Raw genomic sequence first — 14,192 nt, forward strand, 5'->3', positions numbered from 1 at the left:
GATAGTCGTCCGGTCCGCGAGATGGATCACATAACGGGCTCCCGTTCGGGGGGCCGCCGAGGAGAGTCGTAGACGTGCTGGAAGAAGTGGAGCGCTGGCTGGCCGGCCGCTCCTGGTCCGCCGCGGACCGCCCCCTGGAGCAGCTGTTGGAGGCCAAGCGCCAGACGGGGCGGACGGTCAGCGTGGTGCTGCCCGCGCTCGACGAGGAGGCGACGGTCGGCGCGATCGTCGCGGCGATCCGCGCCGATCTGATGACCGAGGAGGTGCCGCTGGTCGACGAGCTGGTGGTGCTGGATTCGGGCTCCACCGACCGCACCGCCGAGGTCGCCGCGGCGGCCGGCGCCCGGGTCGTCCACCGGGACAGCGTGCTGCCCCGGATCCCGGCGCTGCCCGGCAAGGGCGAGGTGCTGTGGCGCTCACTGCTGGTGACCAGCGGCGACATCGTCTGCTTCGTCGACGCCGACCTGCGGGAGTTCTCCTCCACCTTCGTCTCGGGGATCGTCGGGCCGCTGCTGACCGACCCGGAGGTCCAGTTCGTCAAGGCGATGTACGACCGGCCGCTGGACACCGGCCAGGGCGGGCGTCCCGCCGGAGGCGAGCAGGGCGGCAGGGTCACCGAGCTGGTCGCCCGGCCGCTGCTCAACCTCCACTGGCCGCGGCTGGCCGGGTTCGTGCAGCCGCTGGGCGGGGAGTACGCGGCGCGCCGCTCGCTGCTGGAGCGGCTGCCGTTCCCGGTCGGCTACGGCGTGGAGCTGGGTCTGCTGGTGGACGCGCTGCACACCGTCGGGCTGGACGCCCTGGCGCAGGTGGACGTCGGGGTGCGCAGGCACCGCCACCAGGGCGGCCAGGCGCTCGGCCGGATGGCCGCGGCGATCTACCGCACCGCCCAACTCCGGCTGGCCCGCGGCCATTTGGTGCGGCCCCGGCTGACCCAGTTCGAGCGCGGCGAGCACGGCTTCGTGCCGCGGACGACGGGGGTGGACACCGAGGAGCGTCCGCCGATGGCCGAAATACCGGAGTACGCGGAACGGCGGGCGGCCTGAGGGGCGATCCGTACGTTTGCGCGGATCCGTGACGGGTTAATGTCGCGACATGGTCTCCGAGCGCAGTGCGGTCCAGCCAGGTGCCGAGGTCCTCGTCGCGTCCAACCGCGGGCCCGTGTCGTACGCCCTGGGAGAGGGCGGTGAGCTGAGCGCCAAGCGGGGTGGCGGGGGGCTGGTGTCGGGGCTCTCGGCGATCGGGGCCGACACCGATGCGCTGTGGGTGTGCTCGGCGCTGGGGGACGGCGACCGGGAGGCGGCTCGGCGGACCGGCGGGCTGCTGGACGTGGCGGACGCCGGTGGGCAGCGCGTCCGGATGTTGGACATCCCGGCGGATGTGCACGCCGCGGCCTACAACGGCGTCGCCAACTCCGTGCTGTGGTTCGTCCACCACATGCTGTACCAGACGCCGCTGGAGCCGGTGTTCGACGCCGACTTCCGGGGCCAGTGGGCGGCGTACGAGGCGTACAACGCCGCGTTCGCCTCGGCGCTGGCGGACAGTGCGGGCCCGGGGGCGGCGGTGCTGGTGCAGGACTACCACCTGGCGCTGGTGCCGGCGATGCTGCGCGCGGTGCGGCCGGACGTCCGGATCGCGCACTTCTCGCACACCCCGTGGGCGCCGCCGGAGTACTTCGCGATGCTGCCCGACGACGTCCAGCGGCAGCTGCTGCTGGGCATTCTCGGCGCCGACCGGGCGAACTTCCTGACCGAGCGGTGGGCGCGGGCGTTCACCGCGTGCTGCGAGCGGGCGCTGGGGCCGGACTGCACGGCGCACTGGCCGCGGCACGAGGCGCCCAGCGTGGTCGCGGTGCCGCCGGACCGGAAGGCGCACCGGACCCGGATCGGGGTCCATGGGCTCGGGGCGGACGCGGAGTTCCTGCGGGAGCGCTCCCGGCGGCCGGACGTCGAGGAGCGGATGGCGGCGCTGCGCGGGCAGATCGGCGGCACCGACCGGAAGACGGTCGTCCGGGTGGATCGGACGGAGCTGTCCAAGAACATCGTGCGCGGGCTGCTGGCCTTCCGGCGGCTGCTGGCCGACCGGCCGGAGTGGCGCGAGCGGGTGGTGCACCTGGCGTTCGCCTATCCCTCGCGGCAGGACCTGGCCGTCTACCGCGACTACACCGCGCAGGTCGGCGCGCTCGCCGAGGAGATCAACGCGGAATACGGGACGGCGGGCTGGCAGCCGGTCGTGCTGCACGTCAAGGACGACTTCGCGCGGTCGCTGGCGGCGTACCGGCTGGCGGACGTGGCGCTGGTCAACCCGATCCGGGACGGGATGAACCTCGTCGCGAAGGAGGTCCCGGTGGTCTCCGACGCCGGGTGCGCCCTGGTGCTCTCCCGGGAGGCCGGTGCCTGGGAGGAGCTCGGTGCGGACGCGCTGACGGTCAACCCCTACGACGTGGGGCAGACCGCCGAGGCGCTGCACACCGCGCTGTCCATGTCGGCCGAGGAGCGGGCCGCGCGCACCGCCCGGCTGGCCGCGGCGGCGACCGCGCTGCCGCCGGCGCGGTGGTTCCTGGAGCAGTTGCAGGCGCTGGGCGAGTGACCGGCGGGCGGGCGCCGGCCGGGCCGCCGGCCCCGGGGGCGGGCGAGAGGGAACCCCGCCGGTAGATCGTCGACGCGCGGGTCTAGCGTGGTGGGCCGTGACAGTGACAACGCTTGCTTCGACGACGGTCGCGTCCGGTCTGCCGGAGCTGACCGCCGGGCGGCTGATCGACAGCTGGCGGCTCGACCCGTACGCGCTGGTGCTGATCCTCGTGCTGGGCGGCCTCTACGCCTGGGGCGTGGTGCGGCTGGCGCGGCGCGGGGAGCGCTGGCCGGTGGCCCGGACGGTGGCGTTCGCCGGGCTGGGGCTGGGCGCGATCGCGCTGGCCACCATGTCGGGGCTGGCGGTCTACGACCATGAGCTGTTCTGGCCGGCCGCGGTGCAGAACATCGTGCTGGACCTGATCGCGCCGTTGGGGCTGGCGCTGGGCGACCCGTTGTCGCTGGCGCTCGCCGCGCTGTCGCAGGAGCGGCCGGCGGCCCGCCGGCTGCGCGCGGCGCTCTCCGGTCGACTCCTCCGCTTCCTGACGTTTCCGCTGGTCAGCACGGTGTTGGTGCTCTCCTCCGAGCTGGCGATCTACTTCACGCCGTACTTCCCGACCGCGCTGCGGCACGGTCCGCTGCACGAGCTGATGTATCTGCAACTGCTCGTCACCGGCAGCCTCTTCGTGCTGCCGATGCTCACCCGCCAGGAGCTGCTGCCGTCGTGGTGCAGCCATCCGGTGCGGGCGCTGCTGGTGCTGCTGGACGGCCTGGTGGACGCGGTGCCGGGGATCGTGGTGATGACCAGCGGGACGCTGATCGCGGGCGGTTGGTACGCGTCCCAGCACCGGCCGTGGGATCCGAGCCCGCAGCAGGACCAGATGATCGGCGGCGGGCTGATGCTGACCATCGCCGAGCTGGTCGGACTGCCGTTCCTGATCGCGGTGTTCGCGGAGTGGGTGCGCGACGAGCGGCGCAGGACGCGGGCGCTGGACGAGCGGCTGGACCGGGAGCTGGCGGTGGCCGCGGCGACGCCCACGACGACCGCGACGACCACGACGACGGCCGCGTCCACGGCTACGACCACGGCCACGGCCACGGCCACGTCGCCGGGCGAGGCGGCCGTGCCGCAGCCGGAGTTGACGCGGCCCTGGTGGGAGACCGACCAGGGGGAGGTCGGGGAACGGTTCCGGCGGGGGCGCTAGGACCTGTCGTCCCGCCTCGTCCGCCCCTTCGGGGCTCCCCCGCGCTCCCGTGCCGTGGCTGCGGCGGGCCGGAACGGGGTAGTTCTTTCCCATGCGCCTCAGCACACGTTCATACTCCGCACGGTGGGCCGCGGTTGCGGCCGTCACCGTCCTGGCGACCGCGGTCGCCGGCTGTTCGTCCGGGAAGACCGGGAAGGGCGGCACCGACCCGAAGGGCGGCACGCCGCCGTCCGGGTCGGCGTCCGCCTCCGCACCGTCGGGGTCGATACCCGTCGGCCCCGGGCCGCAGTCGGCGTACACGGTGCAGCGCCAACCCGCCCCCGGCACCTGCCACTTCCGCTACACCGCGGACAAGCAGCCCCTGCCCGACCCCACGTGCACCCCCGGGGCGACCAACCCCAAGGTCACCCCGCAGACGCTGAAGACCACGATCTGCCAGAGCGGGTACACCAAGGGCATCCGGCCGCCGGTGAGCATCACCGGGCGCGAGAAGACCGCCAACGCCAAGTCCTACGGCTACACCGGCTCGCCGCACGACGCCGAGTACGACCACCTCATCAGCCTCCAGCTGGGCGGCGACCCCAACGACCCGCGCAACCTCTGGGTCGAGCCGCCGTCCCCGGGGCACAAGCCGGGCGCCGGGCCCAACAACCCCAAGGACGGCGTGGAGAACAAGCTCAAGGCTGCCATCTGCTCCGGCAAGGCCGATCTGGGCAAGGCGCAGCAGGCCATCGCGCACGACTGGACGACGGCGCTGTCCTCCCTGGGCCTCAAGGAGTAGCCCCGGGCCCTTCCCGCAGGCTCCCTCCGCCCCCTAGGGCCTGTCCGGCTCGTCCGTCCCATGCGGCTCGTCCGACTCACCCGGCCCGTCCGGCTGCTGTGGCGGGTTCTCGATGTGGTCCGCGAGGGCGTTGAGCAGGGCCACCACGCCCTTCGGGCCGTCGACGACCAGGTCGGCGCGCTCGGCGAGTTCGGTGACCTCGCTGCTGCCGCTGCACACCAGCACGCCGGCCGTGCCGTCGGAGCGCAGCTTCTCGACGGCGGCGAAGGCGGCCAGGTCACCGAGGTCGTCGCCGGCGTACAGGACGGCGGCGGCCCCGGTCTCCGCGACCCACTCGGCGAGCGCGACGCCCTTGTCCATCCCGGGCGGGCGCAGCTCCAGCACCAGCCGGCCCGGTTCGACGATCAGGCCGTGGCGCTCGGCGAGCGCGGTGAGCGGTTCCCGCAGCCGCTCGAAGGCGCGCTGCGGATCGGCGGCGCGGCGGGTGTGCACGGCGATGGCCCGGCCGCCCTTGCGCTCGACGGCGGTCTCGACCCAGGTGCCGTGCCAGACGCCGGATCGGTCCAGTACGCCGGGGAGTTCGGCCTGTATGGCGGCGATGCCCGGGTGCGGGGCGGGGGCGTGCAGGGCGCCGGTCGCGGCGTCCCAGCGTTCGGCACCGTAGTGGCCGAGGACGACGAGGTGGGTCAGGCCCGGCACTTTGTCGAAGCCGCCGAGGCGGACCGCGACGCCGGCCGGACGGCCGGTGATCACCGCGATCGCGCGCAGGTGCGGGGCGAGTCGGGCCAGGGCCTCGGGGGCGCCGGGGTGGGCGCGGGCCTTGGCGGGGTCGGGGACGATGTCGGCGAGGGTGCCGTCGAAGTCGAGGGCGACGACGGCGCGTTCGGGGTGGGCCAGCAGGGCGGCGAGGCCCGCCCGGCCGGCGGGGGCGTCCGGGATCGGGACGGCGGGCGGCGCCGGCGCGGGGTCCGGCGCTGGTTCGGGAGGTGGCGCGGCGTTCGGGGTGCCCATGACGCCGACCCTACCGGCGGGACACGGGCGCACGGCGGGTGTACGGGCGCATCGGGCGGGGGATGCGGCGCGCGGTGCGGAGACGGGGGCCGGCTCGGGTCAGCGCCGCGCCCGTCGCGCGTCCCGTACGCGGCGCAGCCGGTTGATCGTCACCGGGTCGTGCGCCAGTGCCCGGGGGTCGTCGAGCAGGGCGTTGAGGAGTTGGTAGTAGCGGGTCGGGGAGATGCCGAGCTGCTCGCGGATGGCGCGTTCCTTGGCGCCGGGGCCGGGCCAGGAGCGGCGTTCGACGGCGAGCACCGCCTCGTCACGGGCCGAGAGCCCGCGCTCGGTGCCCGCATCGGTGCCGTCCGTCATCCCACTCCACCGTCCGTCGTCTGTTTCCCACGATAAGCCCACCGCGGACACGGGCCCGGGGGTGGTCCGCCGGGCCCGCGGGCGGCGCTATTCGGTGGAGTTGTCGGCGGTGTCCGCGATGTTCTGGATGTCGGTGAGGGTCGCCGAGGGGTTGCCCTGCGGGCCGACCGCGGCGCCCATCCGGGCCTTGACGGTCTTGGAGACCAGCGGCCAGGACGTCTTGTTGGACGGGTAGAAGTGGGCGTTGGGCAGCTGGTTGAGGAAGCCGTGCAGCTTGCTGAAGCGGTCGTCGGCGAGCATCGCCTGGGAGGCGGAGCTGGTGACCGGCAGCAGGTTGTAGTCGGCGGAGAACGTGAGGACGTTCTTCTTGCTGTAGACGAAGTCCAGGAACTTGCCGACCTCGGTGCGGTGGCCGTTCTGCTTGAACGCCATCATCCAGTCGGCGACTCCCATGGTGGCCTTCGCCTTGCCGGTGGTGCCGGGGAGTTCGACGGTGCCGTAGTCGATGCCCTTGGCCTCGGCCTGCTTCATGAGGGTGGGGTGGCCGTTGAGCATGCCGACGTCGCCGTCGGCGAAGCCGGCGAAGGCGTCCTCGCGGTTGAGCTTGGCGGGGTCGCCTCCGGTGAGGTCCTTGCCGACGAGTTCCTTCTGGAGCCACTCGAAGGTCTTGACGTTCTCGGGCGAGTTGACGGTGTACTTGCCGATTTGATCGGTGTAGTCGCCGCCGCCGGCGAGCATCCACTCCAGCGTCTCGGCCTGGGTCTCCTCGGGGCCGAGCGGCAGCGCGAAGGGGATCTTCACGCCGTGCGCCTTGAGCGCCTGGGCGTCGCTGAGGATGTCGCTCCAGTTCTGCGGCGGCGCGGTGATGCCGGCGGCGGCGAACAGCTTCTTGTTATAGAAGAGGCGCCGGGTGCTGGCCCCGAAGGGCATGCCGTACTGCTTGCGCTGGTATTCGCCGGCCTCCGCGAGGGAGGGGGTGAAGTCGGCCTGGACGGGGATGGAGAGCAGGTCGTCGGCGCCGTAGAGCTTGCCGCGGGCGGCGTAGTCGGCGTACGCGCCGACCTGCGCCATGTCGGGGGCCTTGCCGGAGTCGACCAGTTCCTCGACCTTCTTGTCGACGTCGGTCCAGCTGTAGACCTTGACGTCGACCTTGATGCCGGGGTTCTGCTCCTCGAAGGCGCGGACCAGTCCGTCCCAGTAGTGCTGCGAGCTGTTGGTCTTGCTGTCGCCGTAGTCCGCGGCGATCAGCGTGAGGGCGACGTCCTTGCCCCCGGAGCCGCTGCCGCAGCCGGTGAGAGTCAGTGTCATGGTGGCGGCCAGTCCTGCCGCCGCCAGGCTCACGTACCGCCGTCGCACCGCTGTTACCGCCCCTTTGTCCCGAAAATTCCGTGCTTGCGGGTGTTCCCTCCGCCGTCTCGGGGATCGCCCGCGATCGACGCAGAGCAGCGGATCTCCCCACTGTCCCCCACAAGGTCTACACCACCCTCCCCCCACCTTCCGTATCGGCCCGCCCTTGCGCAGGTCAGAGGCCCGCGGGAGGGCTGAACACAGAGGCTACCGGCGCGTATCCGTGTCCGGACGCGGGCGGCGGCGTCCGGACACGGCCGACCGCCGACGAACGGGTGGGTGACGTTTCGGTACGTGGTGATCAGCACGGTGAGTGGACTAGACCTTTATTGGCCGATCGCGCGACACTGTCCCCCGTGAAACACGTCATCGCCCTTGATGTGGGCGGCACCGGAATGAAGGCCGCCCTCGCCGGGGCGGACGGCACCCTCCTGTACGAGGCGCGGCGCCCCACCGGGCGCGACCGCGGCCCCGAGGCGGTCGTCGAGACGATCCTCGGCTTCGCCGCCGAGCTGCGCGACGTCGGCCGGGAGCGGTTCGGCAGCACCGCGCTGGCCGCCGGCGTCGCCGTCCCCGGCATCGTCGACGAGACCACCGGCACCGCCGTCTACGCCGCCAACCTCGGCTGGCGGGACGTGCCCATGCGGGCGCTGCTCTCCGAACGCCTCGGCGGAGTGCCGGTCGCGCTCGGCCACGACGTCCGCACCGGCGGCCTGGCCGAGGGCCGGATCGGCGCCGGACGGAACGCCGACCGCTTCCTGTTCGTCCCCCTGGGCACCGGGATCGCCGGCGCCATCGGACTCGACGGCCGCATCGAGGCCGGTGCCCACGGGAGCGCCGGCGAGATCGGCCACCTCGTCGTCCGGCCGGGGGGTCACACCTGCGGCTGCGGTCAGCGCGGCTGCCTGGAGACGGTGGCCTCGGCCGCGGCGGTGGGCCGCGACTGGGCCGCGGTCTGCGGCGATCCGCGGGCCGGCGCCGCCGACTGCGCCAAGGCCGTGGAGTCCGGCGACCCGCGCGCCCGGGAGGTCTGGCAGGGCGCCGTGGACGCGCTCGCCGACGGCCTGGTCGCCGGGCTCACCCTGCTCGACCCGCGGATGCTGATCATCGGCGGCGGGCTGGCGGAGGCCGGCGACACGCTGTTCGCGCCACTGCGGGAGGCGGTCCGCGCGCGCGTCACCTTCCAGCAGCTCCCCACGATCGTCCCGGCGGCCCTCGGGGACGCCGCCGGCTGCCTGGGCGCAGGACTGCTCGCCTGGGATCTTCTCTCCACGGAGGTAACCGCCTGATGGCACAGCAACAGTCCGCGGGACGGCCCTCGGACGCCGGGCGCACCATCCTGGCCGGCGCCCGGATCGCCCGGCCCTCCGGCGTCACCGACCACGGCCGGATCACCATCGAGGGCACCCGGATCACCGCCGTCCACAGTCGCGACAAGGACCGCGGCCGGTCGCCGGACGCGACCGAGCCGCAGGACCTCCACGACGACACCGCGACCGTCCTCGACCTGACGGGGCATCTGATCGTCCCCGGCTTCGTCGATCTGCACGTGCACGGCGGGGGCGGCGGCTCCTTCTCGTCCGCCGACCCCGAGGAGTGCCTGACCGTCGTCGACACCCACCGCCGGCACGGCACCACCTCGATGGTGGCCTCCACCGTCACCGGCGACCTGGACGACCTGGCCCGACAGGCCGCGGTCCTGGCCGAGTTGGTGCAGCAGGGCGACCTGGCCGGCATCCACTTCGAGGGGCCGTTCATCTCCCCGCACCGCTGCGGCGCCCACCAGCCCGAGCTGCTGCGCGACCCGGACCCCGCGGACGTCCGCCGGCTGGTCGAGGCCGCCCGCGGCACCGCCGCGATGATGACCGTCGCCCCCGAACTGCCGGGCGGGCTGGACTCCGTGCGGCTGCTCGCCGACGCCGGGGTGATCGCCGCCATCGGCCACACCGACTCCGACTACGACGCCACCCGCCGGGCCATCGACGCCGGTGCCACCGTCGCCACCCACCTGTTCAACGCGATGCCCGCGCTCAGCCACCGTGCCCCCGGCCCGGTCGCCGCGCTCCTGGAGGACGAGCGGATCACCGTCGAGCTGATCAACGACGGCACCCATCTGCACCCGTCGATCCTCCAGATGGCGTTCCGCTCGGCGGGCGCCGAACGGGTCGCCTTCATCACCGACGCGATGGGCGCGGCCGGCATGAGCGACGGGATGTATCCGCTCGGCCCCATGCGGGTCGAGGTCAAGGACGGCGTCGCGCGGATCAGCGAGGGCCCCACCGCCGGCTCCATCGCGGGCTCCACGCTCACCCTGGACCGCGCCTTCAAACGGGCCGTCACCCTCGACGGCCTCACCGTCGAGCAGGCCGTGCAGGCGCTCTCCGCCAACCCCGCCCGGCTGCTGGGCATCGCCGACCGGACCGGCTCGCTGGAGACCGGCAAGGACGCCGACCTGGTCGTCCTGGACGCCGCCCACGACGTGGTGGGCGTGCTGCGGCAGGGCTCCTGGCTGCGCCGCCCGCCCGGCGTCTGACCGACCGGACCGGCGCTCCCCCGCCACCACCGGGGGCACCCCCGGCCCGACCGCCGCCCCGGCGGCCGGGCCGGGCAGGGTGGCCGACCCGGGTCTGGGCCTACGGCCGTCCGCGATGGCATGATCGCTCGCGCACTTGTCCGTATGCCGCCGCGGAACGCGGGGCCCTCACCCACGGCCGTCCGGCCGGCCTCCTCCCGGAGGGGAGACCATGATCCTCACGGTCACGCTGAACGCCGCCCTGGACATCACCTACCGCGTCCCCCGGCTCCGTCCGCACACCACGCACCGCGTCACCGAGGTCGCCGAACGCCCCGGCGGCAAGGGCCTGAACGTCGCCCGCGTGCTGGCCGCGCTCGGCCACCGCACCGTCGCCACCGGCTTCGCGGGCGGCGGCACCGGCGAGGCGCTGCGCGCCCTGCTCGCCCAGGAGACCGCCGTCACCGACGCGCTGGTCCCGGTCGGCGGCGCCACCCGCCGCACCGTCGCCGTCGTGGACGCCGGCACCGGCGACACCACCCAGCTCAACGAGCCGGGCCCGACGGTCTCCCCGACCGAGTGGGCCGCCTTCCTCGGCACCTACCGCGAACTGCTGGGCGAGGCACGGGCGGTGGCGCTCTGCGGCAGCCTGCCGCCCGGCGTCCCGGTGGACGTCTACGCCCGGCTCACCCGCGCCGCCCACGCCGCCGGGGTCCCCGTCCTGCTGGACACCAGCGGCGAACCACTGCGCCGCGGCCTGGCCGCCCGCCCCGACCTCGCCAAGCCCAACGCCGACGAACTGGCCGCCCTCACCGGCAGCACCGAACCGCTGCGGGCCGCTCGCGACGCCCGCCGCCGCGGCGCCCACGCGGTGGCCGCCTCACTCGGCCCGGACGGGATGCTCGCGGTGACCGCCGACGGTGCCTGGCAGGCCACCCCGCCCCGCCGGTTCGCCGGCAACCCCACCGGGGCCGGCGACTCCGCGGTGGCCGGCCTGCTGTCCGGACTGGTCGAGGAGCTGCCCTGGCCGGACCGGCTGTGCCGCGCGGTGGCACTGTCCGCCGCGACCGTACGGTCCCCCGCCGCGGGCGAGTTCGACGCCACGACCTATCAGGAACTGCTGCCCCACGTGGTGGTGACGGCCCGTCCCGCGGCGGCCTGAGCGCCCCTCGGGGCCGCGCTCCTCGGGTGGGACCGCCGGCCCCGTCCCGCGGGGTGCGGCGCCGTCAGGGCCGGGCGAGCCAGACCTGGTCGAGGTTGACCTCGCACTGGTTGCCGTTCTCGCAGGACAGCTTGATGGTGTTGGTGCCCTTGTTGAGCTGGATGAGCGACCAGGACTTGGTCCAGCCCTTGTCCCAGGCGCCCTCGGGGGCGTGGGCGAAGTTGTGCAGGCTTATCGGCCGGGTCAGCGCCTGCCCGTTGATGTTGAGCGTGAGGTTGGCGTCCTTGCCCGGTACGCCGTAGCCGACCCAGAGCTTGTACTGGCCGGCGGTTTCCACGTCGAGGGTCCAAGTGGCCGACGCGCCGGGGGTGTTCATGCCGGCGACGTACGAGCCGCTGGCGGTGCGGGCACCGGGGACGTCCTTGGCGGTGGTCGCGCCGCCTTCGAGGCGCAGCGCGCCCGCGTCGTCCTTGGGGAGGGCGCCCGGAGTGGGCTTGCTGGAGGGCTGCTTGCTGGGCTCGACCGAGTCCGCGGCCGTCGGGCCCGGGTCCTTCGCGCCGCTCTCGTCCTTGGACTGACCGGAGTTGGTCAGCATTGCCGCGCCGATGCCTATGCACACCACCGCGACCACCGCGACCGCGCCGATCAGCAGGCCGTTGCGGCTCTTGCGGGGCTCGGGGGCCATCGGGGCCGGACGGGTGCGGTCGGCGGCACCGCCGCCGGGCAGCGTCTCGGGGGCCGCGTAGTGCGCCGAGGCGGAGCGCGGGTTCTGCCGGCCGTAGCCGGGCTGGCCCTGCTGGGTGCCGTACTGGCGCTCGCCGACCGCGCGCACCTGGTTGTAGGAGGTTCGCGGGACGCCTGGCTGCCGCGGTGTGCCGGCGCCCGACGCGCCCGCGCCGCCCTCGCCGCCCTCCGAGCGGTACAGGTGGGCGAAGGGGTCGTCGTTCTCCGGCGTGTCCGCGCCGTTGTTGCCGGCCGTCATTCCGTGTCACTCCCAAGCGGTCTCTACGCGTCTGTGCGCGTCCGTACGCGTGCGCGGGGCTCCGCGCGAACTGCCTCTTCCGGGCCTCCCGGCGCCGCCGCGCCGCATCGGCGCAGCCTACCCCGTCGGGGCCGGGCCACGCCGTCCCCGGAGGTTCACAAGATCGCTACAGATCGGTGAACGTGCGATGCCCAGGCAGGACACCGCGGGTGTGAGATGCGCGGCATCGGGCCGGGCGGCCGGTGCCGGGCGGTCGCGGGCGGCTCAGCCGGCCGCCCGCCGGCCGCTCTTCGAGCGCCGCTTCTCGACGTACATCCGCTGGTCGGCCGACTCCAGCACCTCCTCGGCCGTCATCCCGCAGCTCGCCCAGCCGATGCCGAAGCTGGCGCCGACCCGGACGGCCCGGCCCTCGACCCGGATCGGCGGGATGATCGCGTTCCGCAGCCGGACCGCGAGGTCCTGGGCGTCGGCCGTGCCCAGCCCGTCGGCGAGCACCACGAACTCGTCGCCGCCGAGCCGGGCGACGGTGTCGCCGTCGCGGACACCGCTGGTCAGCCGGCGAGCGACCTCGATCAGCACCGCGTCACCGGTGTTGTGGCCGAAGCGGTCGTTGATCGACTTGAAGCCGTCCAGGTCGCAGAAGAGCACCGCGAGGCCCTTGGCGCCGTCGTCCTCGGCGCCGTCGGCGAGCGCGGAGAGGTGGACGTGGTGGTCGAAGGGGAGGGCGCCGCGGGGCGTCGGCTCGCCCTCGAAGCCGTCGAGCCCCTCGAACGCCTCCGAACCGTCTCCCACGAAGCCGTGCGGGGCGCGCGGGTCGGCGCCGCCTCCCGAGGCGGCGTAGGCGTCGGCGGGCGCACTCGGCGGGCGGGAGCACAGCCGGGCGGAGAGCCGGGCCCGCAGCTCGGCGCTGTTGGGCAGGCCGGTCAGCGAGTCGTGGCTGGCCCGGTGCGCGAGTTGGAGTTCGTGCCGTTTGCGTTCCTCGATGTCCTCGACGTGGGTGAGCAGGTAGCGGGGGCCGTCGGTGGTGTCGGCGACCACCGAGTTGCGCAGCGAGACCCACACATAGGTGCTGTCCCGGCGCTGGAGCCGCAGTTCGGCCCGGCCGCCCTCCGCGGAGGTGCGCAGCAGCGTGCCGATGTCCTCGGGGTGGCAGATGTCGGAGAACGACAGCCGGCGCATCCCGGAGGCCGGGCGGCCCAGCAGCCGGCACAGCGCGTCGTTGGTGCGCAGCAGTCGTCCGTGCTGGTCGCCGCCCATCTCGGCGACGGCCATCCCGCTCGGCGCGTACTCGAACGCCTGCCGGAAGCTTTCCTCGCTCGCCCGCAGCGCCTGCTGCTCGCGTTCCAGGCGGACCAGCGCCCGCTGCATGTTGGCCCGCAGCCGGGCGTTGCTGATCGCGATGGCGGACTGGAACGCGTACATCTGGAGCGCCTCCTGGCCCCAGGGGCCGGGGCGCCGGCCGTTGCGCGGCCGGTCCACGGAGAGCACGCCGAGCAGTTCGCCGTTGCCGTTGGCGGCGGTGTACATGGGCGCGAAGAGGCGGTCCATCGGGTGCCACTCGTCGGGGAACCGCGGTGCCGGCCCGGCGGTGTGCCACTGCGGCACGTCGTCGTCGTCCAGCACCCAGCCCTCGGTGTACGGGATGAAGCACAGCTCGCCCCAGCGCTCCCCCATGGACAGCCGGCGCTCCCATGAGGCGCGCGAGCCCACCCGCCCGGCCATCAGCGCCTCCGCGCCCGCGCTGCCGGCCACCGCGGCGACCACGAGATCACCGTCCGGCCGTACGAGGTTGACCGCGGCGAGCTCGTAGCCGAGCCCGGCGATCGCCCCGTCGGCGACGCACTGCAAGGTGTCCGCAAGGCTGCGTGCGGTGTTCAGTTCGGCGACCACTTGGTGCAGCTGCCGCAGGGTCGCAAGACGGACATAGGGCTCCGACTCGGTCTCCATCGCTCGCTCTCCCTGAGACCTCGACAGCAACTCCACCGGTTTCTTCGTCGTCCGATTCCACGCTCACTGAATCACAGTGAGCTGTTCACCCGGTACACAGGGTCAACAATTAGCGGCCCATGTGACTCAAGTCACAAGCAGTGACGGGTCGTTACGGATCGCCGACCAGGGGCTCGTCCGAGCGTGCGAACGGCGTCCGGACACCTCCTGAAAACTTCCTGAACGCAAATTCCGGCCACCCGGCGGCGTGATCCACACCCCGGACCCGCCGGCCGCCGCCTCCGCCGCGGGACCTAGGACGCGGGTGGTCCGGAGGCCCGATGC

At 73.8% G+C, this 14,192-nt stretch carries 12 protein-coding genes; 7 read left to right on the forward strand and 5 right to left on the reverse strand.

The genetic code is table 11. The features are described from left to right. The first annotated feature begins 74 nt into the window (after nt 1–74). From SNOUR_RS17225 to SNOUR_RS17240, 4 genes are all read left to right on the forward strand, one after another. Entirely contained in the window at nt 75–1,043 is a 969-nt protein-coding gene (locus tag SNOUR_RS17225) for a glucosyl-3-phosphoglycerate synthase (RefSeq protein WP_067348006.1), read from the forward strand. Nucleotides 1,044–1,092: 49 nt separating this feature from the next. Beyond that, the gene (locus SNOUR_RS17230; RefSeq protein ID WP_067348008.1) at nt 1,093–2,586 is read left to right on the forward strand and encodes an alpha,alpha-trehalose-phosphate synthase (UDP-forming); all 1,494 of its coding nucleotides are present in this window, start codon (nt 1,093–1,095) and stop codon (nt 2,584–2,586) included. Nucleotides 2,587–2,683: 97 nt separating this feature from the next. Continuing rightward, nucleotides 2,684–3,772 carry a cytochrome c oxidase assembly protein gene (locus SNOUR_RS17235; protein WP_312632606.1) on the forward strand — a complete coding sequence of 363 codons (1,089 nt, stop codon included), beginning with the start codon at nt 2,684–2,686 and terminating at the stop codon, nt 3,770–3,772. 91 nt (nt 3,773–3,863) lie between these two features. Continuing rightward, nucleotides 3,864–4,553 (forward strand): hypothetical protein, encoded by a 690-nt coding sequence (locus tag SNOUR_RS17240; RefSeq protein WP_067348011.1) that lies wholly within the window; start codon nt 3,864–3,866, stop codon nt 4,551–4,553. Nucleotides 4,554–4,586: 33 nt separating this feature from the next. Here the strand turns inward: SNOUR_RS17240 and otsB are convergent, their stop codons facing one another. From otsB to SNOUR_RS17255, 3 genes are all read right to left on the reverse strand, one after another. Continuing rightward, nucleotides 4,587–5,564, reverse strand: a complete 978-nt coding sequence (gene otsB / locus SNOUR_RS17245; RefSeq protein WP_067348013.1) for a trehalose-phosphatase — start codon at nt 5,562–5,564, stop codon at nt 4,587–4,589. A gap of 99 nt (nt 5,565–5,663) precedes the next feature. Further along, a complete protein-coding gene (locus SNOUR_RS17250) occupies nt 5,664–5,918 on the reverse strand; it encodes a DUF3263 domain-containing protein (RefSeq protein ID WP_039633817.1) in 255 nt (84 codons plus the stop codon). Nucleotides 5,919–6,005: 87 nt separating this feature from the next. Then, a complete protein-coding gene (locus tag SNOUR_RS17255; RefSeq protein ID WP_067348014.1) occupies nt 6,006–7,274 on the reverse strand; it encodes an ABC transporter substrate-binding protein in 1,269 nt (422 codons plus the stop codon). Between the two features lie 347 nt (nt 7,275–7,621). Between SNOUR_RS17255 and SNOUR_RS17260 the strand changes: the two genes are divergently transcribed. The 3 genes from SNOUR_RS17260 (at nt 7,622) to SNOUR_RS17270 (ending at nt 10,939) form a co-directional block, all read left to right on the forward strand. Beyond that, complete coding sequence (locus tag SNOUR_RS17260) at nt 7,622–8,554, forward strand: ROK family protein (protein WP_067348021.1); 933 nt, start codon at nt 7,622–7,624, stop codon at nt 8,552–8,554. Next, complete coding sequence (nagA, locus tag SNOUR_RS17265) at nt 8,554–9,798, forward strand: N-acetylglucosamine-6-phosphate deacetylase (RefSeq protein ID WP_067348023.1); 1,245 nt, start codon at nt 8,554–8,556, stop codon at nt 9,796–9,798. Before SNOUR_RS17260 ends, nagA begins: the two co-directional genes overlap by 1 nt. Before the next feature lie 211 nt (nt 9,799–10,009). Beyond that, a complete protein-coding gene (locus SNOUR_RS17270; RefSeq protein ID WP_067348025.1) occupies nt 10,010–10,939 on the forward strand; it encodes a 1-phosphofructokinase family hexose kinase in 930 nt (309 codons plus the stop codon). Nucleotides 10,940–11,003: 64 nt separating this feature from the next. Here SNOUR_RS17270 and SNOUR_RS17275 read toward each other — a convergent pair whose 3' ends face one another. After that, nucleotides 11,004–11,921: a carbohydrate-binding protein gene (locus tag SNOUR_RS17275; protein WP_067348028.1), complete on the reverse strand. Its 918-nt coding sequence runs from the start codon at nt 11,919–11,921 to the stop codon at nt 11,004–11,006. A 264-nt stretch (nt 11,922–12,185) separates the two neighbouring features. Then, complete coding sequence (gene cdgB, locus SNOUR_RS17280) at nt 12,186–13,868, reverse strand: diguanylate cyclase CdgB (RefSeq protein WP_067348030.1); 1,683 nt, start codon at nt 13,866–13,868, stop codon at nt 12,186–12,188. Nucleotides 13,869–14,192: the final 324 nt, after the last annotated feature.

The organism is Streptomyces noursei ATCC 11455 (assembly GCF_001704275.1).
GTDB classification, from domain to species: Bacteria; Actinomycetota; Actinomycetes; order Streptomycetales; family Streptomycetaceae; genus Streptomyces; species Streptomyces noursei.